General features: G+C 73.5%; 14 protein-coding genes. 5 read left to right on the plus strand and 9 right to left on the minus strand.

All coding sequences use genetic code 11. The annotated features are described in order from the left end of the window. Positions 1-12: 12 nt before the first annotated feature. Positions 13-1,662, plus strand: a complete 1,650-nt coding sequence (locus ACFYWL_RS11410; protein WP_386970633.1) for a fatty acid--CoA ligase — start codon at positions 13-15, stop codon at positions 1,660-1,662. Positions 1,663-1,892: 230 nt separating this feature from the next. Here the strand turns inward: ACFYWL_RS11410 and ACFYWL_RS11415 are convergent, their stop codons facing one another. The 5 genes from ACFYWL_RS11415 to ACFYWL_RS11435 all read right to left on the minus strand — a co-directional run bounded on the left by ACFYWL_RS11415 (position 1,893) and on the right by ACFYWL_RS11435 (position 6,609). After that, on the minus strand, positions 1,893-2,918 hold the full coding sequence (locus ACFYWL_RS11415; protein ID WP_386970635.1) for an NADPH:quinone reductase: 1,026 nt from the start codon (positions 2,916-2,918) through the stop codon (positions 1,893-1,895). Positions 2,919-2,982: 64 nt separating this feature from the next. After that, positions 2,983-4,119: a glutathione-independent formaldehyde dehydrogenase gene (locus tag ACFYWL_RS11420; protein WP_386970637.1), complete on the minus strand. Its 1,137-nt coding sequence runs from the start codon at positions 4,117-4,119 to the stop codon at positions 2,983-2,985. A 119-nt stretch (positions 4,120-4,238) separates the two neighbouring features. After that, positions 4,239-4,892 carry an HAD family hydrolase gene (locus tag ACFYWL_RS11425; RefSeq protein ID WP_386970640.1) on the minus strand — a complete coding sequence of 218 codons (654 nt, stop codon included), beginning with the start codon at positions 4,890-4,892 and terminating at the stop codon, positions 4,239-4,241. A 69-nt stretch (positions 4,893-4,961) separates the two neighbouring features. After that, positions 4,962-5,786, minus strand: coding sequence for a hypothetical protein (locus ACFYWL_RS11430; RefSeq protein WP_386971304.1), 825 nt, complete (start codon positions 5,784-5,786; stop codon positions 4,962-4,964). Between the two features lie 157 nt (positions 5,787-5,943). Further along, positions 5,944-6,609, minus strand: coding sequence for an FKBP-type peptidyl-prolyl cis-trans isomerase (locus tag ACFYWL_RS11435; protein ID WP_386970642.1), 666 nt, complete (start codon positions 6,607-6,609; stop codon positions 5,944-5,946). A gap of 164 nt (positions 6,610-6,773) precedes the next feature. Between ACFYWL_RS11435 and ACFYWL_RS11440 the strand changes: the two genes are divergently transcribed. Continuing rightward, positions 6,774-7,166, plus strand: a complete 393-nt coding sequence (locus tag ACFYWL_RS11440; protein WP_386970645.1) for a PPOX class F420-dependent oxidoreductase — start codon at positions 6,774-6,776, stop codon at positions 7,164-7,166. A gap of 88 nt (positions 7,167-7,254) precedes the next feature. On the opposite strand, the gene ACFYWL_RS11445 is transcribed toward ACFYWL_RS11440, so the two are convergent. The 3 genes from ACFYWL_RS11445 to ACFYWL_RS11455 form a co-directional block, all read right to left on the minus strand. Continuing rightward, a complete protein-coding gene (locus tag ACFYWL_RS11445; RefSeq protein WP_386970648.1) occupies positions 7,255-9,645 on the minus strand; it encodes an ATP-binding cassette domain-containing protein in 2,391 nt (796 codons plus the stop codon). A 2-nt stretch (positions 9,646-9,647) separates the two neighbouring features. Beyond that, positions 9,648-10,058: a VOC family protein gene (locus ACFYWL_RS11450; protein WP_386970651.1), complete on the minus strand. Its 411-nt coding sequence runs from the start codon at positions 10,056-10,058 to the stop codon at positions 9,648-9,650. 128 nt (positions 10,059-10,186) lie between these two features. After that, complete coding sequence (locus ACFYWL_RS11455; RefSeq protein WP_386970654.1) at positions 10,187-10,651, minus strand: nitroreductase/quinone reductase family protein; 465 nt, start codon at positions 10,649-10,651, stop codon at positions 10,187-10,189. Between the two features lie 77 nt (positions 10,652-10,728). On the opposite strand from ACFYWL_RS11455, the gene ACFYWL_RS11460 reads away from it, so the two are divergent. After that, positions 10,729-11,580 (plus strand): TetR/AcrR family transcriptional regulator, encoded by an 852-nt coding sequence (locus tag ACFYWL_RS11460; RefSeq protein ID WP_386970657.1) that lies wholly within the window; start codon positions 10,729-10,731, stop codon positions 11,578-11,580. A gap of 30 nt (positions 11,581-11,610) precedes the next feature. Here the strand turns inward: ACFYWL_RS11460 and ACFYWL_RS11465 are convergent, their stop codons facing one another. Next, positions 11,611-12,699, minus strand: coding sequence for a Ku protein (locus ACFYWL_RS11465; RefSeq protein ID WP_386970659.1), 1,089 nt, complete (start codon positions 12,697-12,699; stop codon positions 11,611-11,613). An 87-nt stretch (positions 12,700-12,786) separates the two neighbouring features. On the opposite strand from ACFYWL_RS11465, the gene ligD (ACFYWL_RS11470) reads away from it, so the two are divergent. Together ligD (ACFYWL_RS11470) and ligD (ACFYWL_RS11475) are read left to right on the plus strand one after the other, a co-directional pair. Beyond that, a complete protein-coding gene (gene ligD / locus ACFYWL_RS11470; RefSeq protein ID WP_386970662.1) occupies positions 12,787-13,728 on the plus strand; it encodes a non-homologous end-joining DNA ligase in 942 nt (313 codons plus the stop codon). Beyond that, positions 13,718-14,623 (plus strand): non-homologous end-joining DNA ligase, encoded by a 906-nt coding sequence (gene ligD, locus ACFYWL_RS11475; RefSeq protein ID WP_386970665.1) that lies wholly within the window; start codon positions 13,718-13,720, stop codon positions 14,621-14,623. The genes ligD (ACFYWL_RS11470) and ligD (ACFYWL_RS11475) overlap by 11 nt, the downstream gene beginning before the upstream one ends. The last annotated feature ends 42 nt before the right edge of the window (positions 14,624-14,665 follow it).

Consider the following 14,665-nt stretch of genomic DNA (forward strand, 5'->3'; position numbering starts at 1 on the left):
AGCTTGTTACCCATGCGTAGCACGATGATGGACGCCCCGCTCCAGGTCGCCCGGATCCTCGAACACGGCGCCACCGTGCACGGCGCCGCCGAGGTGGTCACCTGGACCGGCGGCGAGCCGCGGCGCATGTCGTACGCCGAGGTGGGGCGGACGGCGGCCCGGCTGGCCCACGCGCTGCGCGACGAGTGCGGGGTGACCGGCGACGAGCGCGTCGCCACGTTCATGTGGAACAACAACGAGCACCTGGTGGCCTACTTCGCGGTGCCCAGCATGGGCGCGGTGCTGCACACGCTGAACCTGCGGCTCTTCCCCGACCAGGTCGCCTACATCGCCAACCACGCGCAGGACCGAGTGGTGCTGGTCGACTCGACGCTGATCCCGCTGCTGGCCCGGGTCGTCGGCGAGCTGGCCACGGTGCGGCACGTGGTGGTCGTCGGCGGGGGCGACCCCGCCCCGCTGCTGGCGGCGGCCGGCGACCGGATCGCCGTACACCACTGGGACGCCCTGCTGGCCGACAGGCCGGAGGTCTTCGACTGGCCGGAGGTCGACGAGCGCGACGCCGCCGCCCTCTGCTACACCTCCGGGACCACCGGCAACCCCAAGGGGGTGGCCTACTCGCACCGGTCGATCTACCTGCACTCGTTGCAGATCTGCATGCCGGAGGGGTTCGGCCTCGGGCCGACCGACCGCGAGCTGGCCATCGTGCCGATGTTCCACGCCATGTCCTGGGGGCTGCCGTACGCGGCGTTCCTCTCCGGCGCGTCGCTGATCATGCCGGACCGGTTCCTCCAGGCCGCCCCCATCGCCGCGATGATCGCCGCCGAGCGGCCCACCCTGGCCGGCGCGGTGCCGACCATCTGGACCGATCTGCTGGCCCACCTCGACGAGCACGACGTGGACACCTCCTCGCTGAAGGAGGTCATCGTCGGCGGCTCGGCCTGCCCGCCCGCCCTCATGCACGCGTTCGACGAGCGGCACCACATCGACGTGATCCACGCGTGGGGGATGACCGAGATGTCCCCACTGGGCTCGGTGTCCCGGCCGCCGGCGGGGGCGACGGGCGAGACGGCCTGGCGCTACCGGTACACGCAGGGCCGCGTCCCGGCCGGGGTCGCCGCCCGGATCGTGGGCCCGCTGGGCGAGCCGCTGCCCGCCGACGGGGTCTCCGTCGGGGAGCTGGAGGTCCGGGGGCCGTGGGTGACCGCCCGGTACGTCGGCGACGACGCCCCGGACGAGGAGAAGTTCCGCGACGGCTGGCTGCGTACGGGCGACGTCGGCACGCTGTCGCCCGACGGGTACCTCACGCTCACCGACCGGGCGAAGGACGTGATCAAGTCCGGCGGCGAGTGGATCTCCTCGGTCGAGTTGGAGAACGCCCTGATGGCCCACCCGGCCGTGTTGGAGGCGTGCGTGGTGGGCGTGCCGGACGAGCGCTGGGACGAGCGGCCCCTGGCCACGGTGGTAATCCGGGAGGGCGTCGAGGTGACCGCCGAGGAGCTGCGCGACTTCCTGGCCGGGTCGGTGGCGCGCTGGCAGCTGCCGGAGCGGTGGGCGTTCATCGACGCGGTGCCGAAGACCAGCGTCGGCAAGTTCGACAAGAAGGTCGTCCGGTCCCGGTACGCCGACGGGGGCCTGACTGTCCGGGAGTTGACAACGCCGTAACAACTTCGGGCGCATCGTCGCCTGAATGGGCAGGGATGTACTCCTAGCCTCCCTCCCCCAAGGGCGGCCCCGGCGTTCGCACCGCGCCGGGGCCGCCCGCCCAGGGGCGGTTCACCCGCCCCTCCATTCTGCGAAACTTGTTCGGCTCTGTCCTGGCGACGGGGAAAACAGCCGGTTAACGCGCCTGCCCGTGGCTTCCTGCCCGGTCGCCGCCTACCCGGCGCACCCGCCTACTCGGCGCCCGCCTCCTCGGTGGTCGTGACCAGCACCTTGCCGACCACCGAGTTCTCCACCGCCTCGTGGGCCGCCGTCGTGGCGGCCAGCGGGTGGTGGTGCAGCGGCAGCCCGGCCTCCGCGCCGACCCGCACGCCGCCCTGCGCGACGGCCGCCGCCACGTCGGCGACGGCCTGTGCCTTGGCCGCCGCCGGGGCGGTGTAGACCAGCACGAACTGCCAGCGGGCGTTCGGGGCCATCAGCGGCCGGATCGGCAGCGTCACCTCGCCCCCGCCGTCGTCGGCGTAGACGCAGACCGCCCCGCCGGTGCGCAGCACCTGCACGTCGGCCGCCGCGTTGCGCGCCGCCGACACCTCGACGATCGTGTGCACGCCGTCCGGGGCGATCTTGCGGACCTCCTCGACGACGTCCTGCTCGCGGTAGTTGACCACGAACGACGCGCCGGCCGCCGCCGCGAGGTTCGCCTTCTCCGCGCTGCTGACGGTGGCGACGACGGTGGCGTCGGCCCAGCGGGCGAGCTGGATCGCCGCGTTGCCGACCGCCCCCGCGCCGCCCTGCACCAGCACGATGTGGTCGGTCAGCGCCCCGGCGTGCAGCTTGCCCGGCATCATCTCCCCGGCGGTCAGGCAGCGGTGCGCGGTGAGGAACGGGATGCCCAGGGCGGCCCCCACGTCGAAGGAGGCGTCGCCGAGGGGCACCGCCTGCCGGACCGGCGCCACCGTGTACTCGGCGGCGGTGCCCCACGGGCGCTGCCAGGCGGCCTCCCAGAGCCACACCCGCTCGCCGATCAGGTTCCGGTCGACCCCCGCCCCGACCGCCTCGACCACCCCGGCGCCGTCCTGGCCGGGCGTCTGCCAACCCGCCGGCGGCGGCGTGGACCGGCGGGCCTTCCAGTCGGTCGGGTTCACCCCGGAGACGGCCACCCGGACCAGCACCTCGCCGGGCCCCGGCTCCGGCACCGGCCGGTCGACCAGGCGCAGCACCGAGGCGTCGCCGTTGCTCTCGTACACGATCGCCCGCATCGCCGTCTCTCCTCACCCTCGCCTGCGGTGGGCCCGTCGCAGGCCCGCCCCGGGTGCGGCCGGCCTACGCGGCCGGCTTCAGCACCACCTTCGAGTAGCCGGCCTCCCGCTGGTCGAAGCGCTGGTACGCCTCCGGCGCGGCGGCCAGCGGCAGCTCCTTGCTCACCACGAAGCTCGGCTTCGCCCGCCCCGCCATGATCAGGTTCCGCAGGTACTCGTTGTACGACTTCACGTTGGCCTGCCCCGTCCCCATCCGCAGGCCCTTCTCGAAGAACTTGCCGACCTTGAACACCAGCTCGCCCCGGCCCGCCCGCTCGTCCGGCGCGCCCGGGTCGTGCGCCAGGTACAGCCCGACCACCCCGATCGACCCCGTCGGCCGCACGACGTCCACCAGGCTGTTCAGCACCGCCGCCGGATGCTCCTCGCCGCCCGCCCCGGACGCCTGGTAGCCCACCGCGTCCACGCCCCGGTCGGTGCCGACCCCGTCGGTCTGCTCCCGGATCTGCTCGACCGGGTCGCCGGCGGTGAAGTCGACCGGGATCGCGCCGATCGACTCGGCCAGCCGCAACCGGTCGGGGACCTTGTCCACCACGAACACCTCGGCCGCGCCCATCAGCAGCGCCGAGTACGCGGCCATCAGCCCCACCGGCCCGCCGCCCATCACGGTGATGTTCTCCCCGGGGCGCAGCCCGGTCATCGCCACCCCGTGGTACCCGGTCGGGAAGATGTCGGCCAGCATCGCGAAGTCGTTCTCGTGCTCCGTGCCGGGCGGCAGCCGCAGGCAGTTGAAGTCGGCGAACGGCACCCGCAGGTATTCGGCCTGCCCGCCCCGGTACGGCCCCATCGCGACGTAGCCGTACGCGCCCCCGGCGAAGCCCGGGTTCACGGTCAGGCAGAACCCCGTCTTCCCCTCGCGGCAGTTGCGGCAGAACCCGCACGCCACGTTGAACGGCATCGACACCCGGTCGCCCTTGCGGATGTGCACGACCCCCGGCCCGACCTCCTCCACCACGCCCATGTTCTCGTGGCCGAAGACGATGCCCGGCTCGGCCAGCGTCCGGCCCTCGTACATGTGCAGGTCCGAGCCGCAGATCGCGGTCGTGGTGATCCTGACGATCACGTCGTTCGGCGCCTCGATCCGCGGATCGGGGACCTCGTTCACCGCCACCTCGTGCGGCCCCTGGTACACCACAGCCCTCATGCCACCGACGGTAGGCGAGCAAGCCGGGTGAAGGCCGCGATTCGGGCAGACCGGCCGCCCGGCCCGCTTAGCCGGGCCGCCCCGGCCGGCCTGTCCCCATGGCCGGCCGGCCTGCGCGGTCAGCCGAGGGCGGCGACGACCTCCGGGGTCAGGTCACCCACCGCCGGCAGCACCACGGCCGCGAGCGCCTCCGCGTCCGGATCCAACGGGTACGCCCCGTGCGGCACCGCCACCACCCGCATGCCCGCCGCGGCGGCCGAGCGCACCCCGTTCGAGGAGTCCTCCACCGCCACGCAGCGCGCCGGGTCGACGCCGAGCCGCCGGGCCACCTCCAGGTAGACGTCCGGGGCCGGCTTGCCCCGCTCGGTCTCCTCCGTCGACAGCGTCGCGCCGAACGCCTCCGTCAGTCCCGTCGCCGCCAGCGCCGCCGCGATCAGCCGCGTCGGCGACGAACTGGCCAGCCCCAACGGCCACCGCGCCGCCAACCGGCGCACCACCTCGTCGGCCCCGTCGATCACCGGTACGCGCTCGGCGTACCGCCGGGCCATCTCGTCGACCACCTCGACGGCCACCTGCTCGGCCGTCCGGCCGACGCCCAGCTCGCCGCTGAGGTAGCGGGCCCACTCGCCCGTGCTCATCCCCATCAGCCGCCGCTGGGTGTCGGGCTGCCAGGCGCCGCCGTGCGTCGCCACGTACGCCCGGCGCACCTCCTCCCAGACCGGCTCGGAGTCCACGATCACGCCGTCCAGGTCGAAGACCACCGCATCCGCCACGGCACCATCCTGCCCGAGCCGCCACCCGCCCGCCTTCCGGGGCGGCCCGGTGCCGCCGCCGGAAGCGGGTCAGGCCGGCAACGGCGGCAGGCGGCTCGGGTTCTCCGGCGGGATCACCGTGCGCCCGGCCCGGGCCAGCGGCTCCAGCAGCTCCCGCAGCCGGTCGGTGCGCTCCGCGCCGAGCGCCTGCCACGGGTGCAGGGCGGCCACGTCGGTGGCGTCCTCCACCGCCCGGAACCCCGCCCGGCCGTGCTCGGTCGGCTTCCCGTCCCCGGTCAGCCAGCCGCGCTCGGCGAGCCGCCCGGCCGCCGCCTCCCATTCCTGCGGCGACCAGCCCCGGCCGAGCAGGTTCAGCTCCGGCATGCCCTCGGCGACCCGCCAGGCGAGCGTCTCCACCGGGTCCAGGCCGGCGGCGACCAGCGCCGCGATGTGCCCGTCGCCCCGGTGCTCCCGCAGCGTCGTCGCCGCCTGCCACAGCCGGGCCAGCGGGTATTCGGCGGCCGGCAGGGCGGCGTTGGCCGCACCCAGCACCCGGCCCTCCGGCCGCGCCGCCCGGGCGGCCTCCTCCAGCAGCTCGGCGGCCTCGGCGAGGTGCCGCTCCGGCAGCTCGTACGCCAGCTCCGCCAGCGCCTGCACGGCGCCGGTGAGCCGGGCCCGCAGCGCCTCGGCCGGCGTCACCAGCTGCCACACCGCCGGCACCGCCCGCGCCACCACGGGCGGGGTGAAGCTGAAGAACGCGGCCACCACCGGGGCGGCCTCCACGGCACCCAGCGGGGCGGCCCGGCCGGCGAAGTAGCTCCGCCAGAAGCCCCGCAGCCCCACCGCCTCGAACGCCGCCCGCGCCCGCGGGTGGAAGTAGGTCACCGTGTGCACCGGCTCGAAGTGCATCCACATCAACCGGGCGATCCCCGGATCGTCCAGCGCCGCCACGTGCACCTCCGCGTCGATGGGGTCACCGTGCGGCGGGCCGGACCGCCCACGGTGACCCCGAACCTACTGGTCGTAGGCGACGGGAAGAAAGACTGTTGTGAACTACCGCACCAGGTGCGGGCTACTGCGCGGCGAGCACGTCGACGACGAACCGCAGCGGACCGGCCGGCCGGCCGCCCGAGGAGTCGTTGCCGTACGCCAGGTCGGCGGGGATGTCGAGCTGCACCCGGCTGCCCACCTTGACCCCGACGAGGCCCTGGTCCCAGCCCTTGATGACCTGGCCCACGCCGATCGGGAAGGTGGCCGGCTGGCCGCTGTTCCAGGACGCGTCGAACTCCTTGCCGTCGGCGTAGAACACGCCCACGTAGTTGGTGGTGATCTGCTGCCCGGCCTTCACCGCCGCGCCCTTGCCCTCGATCAGCGTCTTGACCGTCAGCTTCTTCAGCTCGCCCTTGCCCGCCTCGACCTTCGGCTTGGTGCCCAGCGCCGGGTCCGACCCCTCGGGCAGCTGCGGGGCGGGCGGCGCGGTGGGGGGCTGCTCCTCGGCCGGCGCGGTCGCCGACGGGGCGGAGGCGACGTCCTCCGGCGCGTCGTCCTTACCCTGGTTGACCACCACGAACACGGTGATCAGCACGCCGACGACGGCGACACCGGCGAGCGCGCCGACGATCGACTGGAGGCGGCGCTTCTTCTCGGCGGCCTTCTTCGCCGCCAGCTGGGCGGCCAGCCGCCGCTCCGCCTTGCCCGGGCCCTGGCCCGCCGACCGGTTCTGCACACGCTCGCTCACGTCGACTCCCTGATCAAGAGGTGGGGGGCCCGGCGGCCGCTGCCGAGGCCAGCGCACACGGTACCCGCCCTGCTGCCCACGGTGCTGCCTCGGCCGCCACCCGTACCGGTCCGGGCGGCTGCGGTTGCCGGCGCGGGGGCGTCGACGGGGGTAGCTTTTCGACCATGGCGATCCTCACCGAACAAGACCTGGCCCTGCTGGCCGAACCCCAGCTCGCCCACGTGGCCACCATCGAGCCCGACGGCAGCCCGCACGTCACGCCGGTCTGGGTGGACACGGACGGCGAGCACATCGTGTTCAACACCGCCAAGGGGCGGCAGAAGTACAACAACATCCAGCGGACCCCGATCGTGGCCGTCTCCGTGGTCGACAAGGCCAACGACTTCCGCACCCTGTGGGTCAAGGGCACCGCCGAGCTCGTCGAGGAGGGGGCCGACGCGCACATCGACAGGATGGCGCAGAAGTACCTCGGCCAGGACACCTACCCGTTCCGGCAGCCCGGCGAGGAACGGGTGATCGTCCGGGTCACCCCCACTCAGAAGCTCGGCCGAGGCTGACCCTGCTTGCAAGGAAGGGCCCCTTCTTAACAGGCTGCGGTGAGAAGGGGACCCTTCTCTACCGTATGCGTTAACAAGGGGCCCCTCCTTACCCCCCGACGTACGCCGCCAGGTGCTCGCCCGTGAGCGTGGAGGGGGCGGCGACCAGGTCGGCCGGCGTGCCCTCGAAGACGATCCGGCCCCCGTCGTGGCCGGCTCCGGGGCCGAGGTCGACGATCCAGTCGGCGTGCGCCACGACCGCCAGGTGGTGCTCGACGACGATCACCGACTTGCCGGCGTCGACGAGCCGGTCGAGCAGCCCCAACAGTTGCCCGATGTCGGCGAGGTGCAGGCCGGCGGTCGGCTCGTCGAGGACGTACACGCCGCCCCGGGTGCCCAGGTGGGTGGCCAGCCTGAGCCGCTGCCGCTCCCCACCGGACAGTGTGCTGAGCGGCTGGCCCAGGGTGAGATATCCGAGCCCCACGTCGGCGAGGCGGTCGAGGATCGCCTTCGCGGCCGGCGTACGGGCCTCGCCGTCGGCGAAGAACTCCCGCGCCTCGGTCACCGGCATCGCGAGTACCTCGGCGATGTCCCGGCCGCCGAGGCGGTATTCCAGCACCGACGCCTCGAACCGCCGCCCCTCGCACTCCTCGCACACCGTGGCGACCCCGGCCATCACCGCCAGGTCCACGTAGACCACGCCCGCGCCGTTGCAGCCCGGGCAGGCGCCCTCCGAGTTGGCGCTGAACAGGGCCGGCTTCACGCCGTTGGCCTTCGCGAACGCCTTGCGGACCGGGTCGAGCAGCCCCGTGTACGTCGCCGGGTTGCTCCGCCGCGAACCCCGGATCGGGCCCTGGTCGACCGACACCACCCCCGCGCCGGCCGGGATCGACCCGTGCACCAGCGAGCTCTTGCCCGAGCCGGCCACGCCGGTGACGACGACGAGCACCCCGAGCGGGATGTCGACGTCGACGTCGCGCAGGTTGTGCGTCGACGCGCCCCGGATCGGCAGCCGGCCCGTGGGCGCGCGTACCGTCTGCTTGAGGGCGACCCGGTCGGCGAGGTGACGGCCGGTCACGGTGTCGCTGGCCCGCAGCCCCGCGACGGTGCCCTCGAAGCAGACGGCGCCGCCGGCCGCGCCCGCGCCGGGCCCCAGGTCGACGACGTGGTCGGCGATCGCGATGGTGTCCGGCTTGTGCTCCACGACGAGCACCGTGTTCCCCTTGTCCCGCAGCCGCAGCAGCAGGTCGTTCATCCGCCGCACGTCGTGCGGGTGCAGGCCCGTGGTGGGTTCGTCGAAGACGTACGTGACGTCGGTGAGCGGGGACCCGAGGTGCCGCAGCATCTTCACCCGCTGCGCCTCGCCGCCCGACAGCGTGCCCGACGGCCGGTCCAGCGACAGGTAGCCCAGCCCGATCTCCCCGAACGAGGCGAGGGTCTGGTGCAGCTTGTCCAGCAGCGGCGCCACCGACGGCTCGTCGAGGCCACGGACCCATTCGGCCAGGTCACTGACCTGCATCGCGCAGGCGTCCGCGATGCTGACGCCGCCGATCCGGGAGGCGCGGGCGGCCTCGCTGAGCCGGGTGCCGCCGCACTCCGGGCAGGCGGTGAAAGTCACCGCCCGGTCCACGAACGCCCGGATGTGCGGCTGCATCGCCTCGCGGTCCTTCGCGAGGAACGACTTCTGGACCTTGGGGATCAGCCCCTCGTACGTGAGGTTGACGCCCTCCACCTTCACCCTGGTGGGCTCCTTGTGCAGGAAGTCGTGCCGCTCCTGCGCCGTGAACTCGCGGATCGGCTTGTGCGGGTCGAGGAAACCCGACTCGGCGTAGACCCGCACCGTCCAGAAGCTGTCGGCCTTCCAGCCGGGGATGGTGATCGCGCCCTCCGCGATCGACAACGAGTCGTCGAAGAGCTGGGCGAGGTCGAGGTCGGAGACCGTGCCCCGGCCCTCGCAGCGCGGACACATGCCGCCGGTGCGGGTGAAGGTCTGCCGCACGGTCCGGCCGCCGCCGCGCTCCACCGTGATCGCGCCGCTCGCCCGCACCGAGGGCACGTTGAAGGAGAACGCGGCCGGCGGACCGACGTGCGGCTGCCCCAGCCGGCTGAACAGGATGCGCAGCATCGCGTTGGCGTCGGTGACGGTGCCGACCGTCGAGCGCACGTCGCCACCCAGCCGCTGCTGGTCGACGACGATGGCCGTGGTCAACCCGTCGAGCACGTCGACCTCGGGCCGGGCCAGCGTCGGCAGGAAGCCCTGCACGAAGGCGCTGTACGTCTCGTTGATCAGCCGCTGCGACTCCGCCGCGACGGTGCCGAACACCAGCGAGCTCTTGCCGGAGCCGGAGACGCCGGTGAAGACCGTGAGCTGTCGCTTCGGCAGGTCGACGCTGACGTCCTTCAGGTTGTTCTCGCGTGCGCCCCGCACCCGGATCAGGTCGTGGCTCCCGGCGGCGCGCCGCCCGGCCGACCCCGATTCCGGCCCCGTTCCCGCCGCCATGCTCAGCGCAGCTCCTGGATCCGGACGAGGTTGCCGGCAGGGTCGCGGAAGGCGCAGTCGCGCATCCCGTACGGCTGCTCGGTCGGCTCCTGGACGACCTCGGCGTCGCTGGCCTGGATCTTCTCGAAGACGCCGTCCAGGTCGGGCGTGGCCAGCAGGATCCAGCCGTACGTCCCCTTCGCCATCATCTCGGCGATCGTGCGACGCTCGTCGTCGGTGATGCCCGGGTCGACGGCCGGCGGTGCCAGGAGGATGCTGGTGTCGGGCTGGCCGGCGGGGCCGACGGTGATCCAGCGCATGGTGCCCGCGCCGACGTCGTTGCGGACCTCGAAGCCGAGCACGTCGCGGTAGAAGGCGAGGGACTCCTCCGGGTCAGTGTGTGGCAGGAAGCTCGTGTGAATGGTGATGTCCATGGCGACCACGCTAGTTGCGGCCGGCTGACCTGCGCTTCTTGATTCCTGATCGGTTCGCCCCGCCGCTTCCTGCCTGCCGCTCCGCCCCGCCGCTTCCTGCCTGCCGCTTCGCCCCGCCGGTCGGGGGCCTATTCGGGCACCGGGGTCAGGACGACGATCGCGGTCTCCCGGCCGCGCTGGGCGGCGAGGCCGTCCAGGTCGCCGTAGCCCCGGTAGTCGTGCAGCGCCGACCACAGCCGGTCGCGCTCGACGCCGGTGGCCCGGTGGGCGGTCACCTCGAGGGACCGGCCGCCGAGGTCGACGGTCGCCCGGGGGTGGGCCTGGAGGTTGAGCCACCAGGCGGGGTCGGCCGCGTCCCAGCCGTTCATGGCGAGCGTGACGAATCGGTCGCCGTCGCGGATGTAGCCGACGACGACGGCGCGCGGCCGGCCCGAGCGGCGGCCGGTCGTGCGCAGCCGCAGCATGCCGAACCGGCCGCCCGGCGTCGGGGCGCTTAGGCCCACCCGGTCGGCGGTGACGCGGAGCAGTGCCTTGTGGCCCAGCCAGGCGCTGCGGACGAACCACCTCGGCGGGGGTTTGGGGGACGTACCCATGGCGGCCTCGTTTCTACGGTGTAGGTCTACATCGTAGAGTAAACCCTACGCCGTAGGGCGGCAAGTAGGATCCGAGGGTGCCCAGACGCGCCGACGACCGCTCCGCGACCCGCGCCCCCGCCCGCCTGACCCGGGAGGCGATCGTCGCCGCCGCGATCGACCTCGCCGACCGGGACGGCCTCGCCGGGCTGAGCATGCGGCGGCTCGCCCAGCACCTCGGCGTGGACGCGATGTCGATCTACTACCACCTGCGCGACAAGGACACCCTGCTCGCCGCGATGGTCGACGCCGTCGCCGCCGAGATCGAGGTCGACGCCGGGTCCGAGGCCGCCGCACTCGTCGGCGGGGCCGGGGCTGGCGCACTCGGCGGAGGCGGGTCCGGGGCCGGCGCACTCGGCGGAGGCGGGTCCGGGTCCGGCGCATTCGGCGGCGGGGCCGGGGCCGGCGGCGGGGCGGCGGCCGGCAGCGGCCCGGCAGGCGTTCCCGGGCCGTGGACCGACCAACTGCGGGCGCTGATCATGCGGGCCCGCCGGACCATGCTGCGCCACCCGTGGGCGGCCCGCGTGCTGGAGGCCCGCGACACGCCCACCCCGGCCGTGTTGCGGCACATCGAGCGGGTGCTCGCCGTGCTGCGCGCCGGCGGCTGCTCGGTGAGCCTGAGCCACCACGCCCTGCACCTGCTCGGCAGCCGGATCCTCGGCTTCAGCCAGGACCTGTTCGACGACTCGCCGAGCACCCCCGCGACCGACGAGGCGACCGCCGCGCAGGCCGCCGCCTGGGCCGAGACGATGCCGCACATCGCGGAACTCGCCGTCGCGGTATCGCACAGCGGGGCCCTCGGCGGCTGCGACGACGAGGACGAGTTCGCGTTCGCCCTCGACCTGCTGATCGAGGGGCTCGACCGGCGGCGGCTCGCCGAACAGGGCTGACCTCGCCGGCCGGCCCCCGAAGCCACCCGGCTAGGCGGTCTTGCGGGGCGCCGCCTTCTTCGGGGCGGCCTTCCGCGCCGGCGCCTTCTTCTCGGCCTTCCCCGCCGCCGCCTTCGTCGTGGCCTGCCCCGGGGCCGCCTTCTTCGTGCCCCCGGCCGCCTTCGTCGCCCCGGCCGAACCGCCGCCGGTCCCCCCGGCCGCCTTCTTCGCCGTCTTCTTCTCGGCCGTCCTGCGCGCCGGGGCCTTGGCCTCCTTCGCCGTCTTCGCCGCCTTCGCGGCCTTCTGCGCCGACCGGGCCGACGTGATCGGGGTCGGCTCGCCGCCGGACTCCGGCTGCTCACCGCGCGCCGCCCGGGCCCGCTCCACCGACGCCTTCAGCGCCGCCATCAGGTCCACCGCCGCCGCCGGGGCCTCCTCGACCTCCTCCGGCTGGACGACCTCCCGGCCCTCCACCTTCGCGTCGATGACCTCCTGCAACGCCGCCCGGTAGTCGTCGGTGAAGACCTCCGGCTCGAACTCGCCCGCCATCGAGTCGATCAACGAACTGGCCATCGCCAGCTCCGGCGGCCGGACCTTCAGGTCCTCGCCCAGGAAACCGAAATCGGGGGTACGCACCTCGTCCGGCCACAACATCGTGTTGAGCAGCAGCACCCCCTCGCGCACCCGCAGGGTCGCCAACTGCTCCCGCTGGCGCAGGGCCACCTTCACGATCGCCACCCGCTCCGAGTCGGCCAGCGCGTCGCGCAGCAGCACGTACGGCTTGGTCGCCGCGCCCTCCGGCTCCAGGAAGTACGCCTTGTTGTAGAGGATCGGGTCGACCTGCTCCGCCGGGACGAACTCCAGCACGTCGATCGCGTGCGACGTGGTCAGCGGCAGGTCGGCGAAGTCCTCGTCGGTCAGGATCACCATCTCGCCGCCGCCGATGTCGTACCCCTTGGCGATGTCGTCGTAGGTGACCTCCTCGCCGCACACCGAACAGGTGCGCTTGTACCGGATGCGCCCCCCGTCCTCCCGGTGCACCTGGTGGAAGCGGATGTCCTTCTCCTCGGTGGCCGAATAGAGCTTCACCGCGATCGAGACCAGCCCGAACGAGACAGCCCCCTTCCAGATCGCCCGCATCCCCCGCTCCTCTCCCCGGCTACAGATCAGGATCGCAAAGGATCGAAGCGGGCGCGATGACTTCCGTTGCCCTACTACAGTCAGGAAATGCCCGGCGCGCCGCTGAAGCCGATGCTCGCGACGACCGGCCCGCTGCCCGCCGGCGAAGACTGGGCGTACGAGTTCAAGTGGGACGGCGTACGCGCGCTCGCCGACATCGTCGGCGGCCGGCAACACCTGTACGCCCGCTCCGGCGTGCAGATCACCGCCGCGTACCCGGAGCTGATCACCCTCGCCGAGCAGGTCGACGACGCCCTGCTCGACGGGGAGGTGGTGCTGCTCAACCAGGCCGGTCAGCCCTCCTTCACGGCGCTCGCCGAACGGATGCACGTGCGCGACCCGGCGAAGGCGGCCCGGCTCGCGGCGAGCGTACCCGTGACGTATCTGATCTTCGATCTGTTGCGGCTGCGCGGCGCGGACCTCACCGGCCGGCCCTGGCGCGAACGCCGCGACCTGCTGGAGGGCCTCGGCCTCGGCGGCGCCCGATGGGCCGTGCCCCCCGTCTTCGCCGACGGGCCCGCCACCTACGAGGCGGCCGGCGAACACGGCCTCGAAGGGGTGATGGCCAAGCGCGCCGGCTCGGCCTACCGGCCCGGCGTCCGCTCGCCCGACTGGGTCAAGGTCAAGCTGGAGGTCACCGGCGACTTCGTCGTCGGCGGCTGGCGGCCCGGGGCCCGCAAGATCGGCGGCCTGCTCGTCGGCGTGCCCCGCCCCGACGGCCGGCTCACCTACCGGGGCCGCGTCGGCGGCGGCATCGGCGCGGCCCTCGAACGCGAACTGCTGCGCGAGCTGGAACCCCTGCGTGCCGGCGGCTCGCCGTTCGCCGGCGACGTGCCCCGCGAGGATGCCCGGGGCGCCATCTGGGTAACCCCCGAGGTCGTGGTGGAGGTGAAGTACGGCCAGCGCACCCCCGACGGCCGGCTGCGCTTCCCCCGGGTGCTGCGGCTGCGCCCCGACAAGCCGCCCGAGGAGGTGGACGATGCCGGCTGACCGGCTCAAGGTCGACGTGCAGGGCCGCTCGCTGGAGCTGTCCAACCTGGACAAGGTGCTCTATCCGGCGGCGGGCTTCACCAAGGGCGAGGTGATCGACTACTACACCCGCATCGCCCCGGTGCTCCTGCCGCACCTCGCCGACCGGGCCCTGACCCGCATCCGCTACCCCAACGGGGTGGAGGACAAGAGCTTCTTCGAGAAGAACGCCCCCGCCGCCACCCCCGCCTGGGTACGCACCGAGAACCTCCCCGCCCCCGGCTCCAGCAAGGGCCGCGAGACGATCGACTACGTGGTCGCCGACGACCTGCCCACCCTCGTCTGGTTGGCCAACCTCGCCGCCCTGGAACTGCACACCCCGCAGTGGAAGATCGGCAGCCGCCCCGACCTGCTGGTCGTCGACCTTGACCCGGGGCCCCCGGCCGGGCTGCGCGAGTGCAGCCAGGTGGCCCTGCTGCTGCGCGACCGGCTGGCTCTTGACGGGCTGACCGCCTATCCGAAGACGTCGGGCAAGAAGGGCATGCAGCTCTGCTGCCCGATCGCCGGCACCCAATCCTCGGACACGGTCTCCGACTACGCCCACCGCGTCGCCCGCGAGCTGGAGGGCGCACACCCGAAGCTGGTCGTGTCGAAGATGGCGAAGAACCTGCGCGGCGGGAAGGTCTTCATCGACTGGAGCCAGAACAACGCGGCGAAGACGACGGTCGCCCCGTACTCGCTGCGCGCCCAGCCCGTGCCGGCGGTGTCGACGCCGCTGACCTGGGACGAGGTGGCGGCCGGCGCGGCCGGGAAGCGCCCGGCTGCGAAGCCGTACACGGCGGCCGAGGTGCTCAAACGGGTGGACAAGCACGGCGACCTGCTCGCCCCGCTACTCGACGGCGGCCCCGAGGTGTAAGGAGGGGCCCCCTGTTAACGCATACGGTAGAGAAGGGCACCC

It is taken from the genome of Micromonospora sp. NPDC002575 (assembly GCF_042889525.1).
Classification (GTDB): domain Bacteria; phylum Actinomycetota; class Actinomycetes; order Mycobacteriales; family Micromonosporaceae; genus Micromonospora; species Micromonospora carbonacea.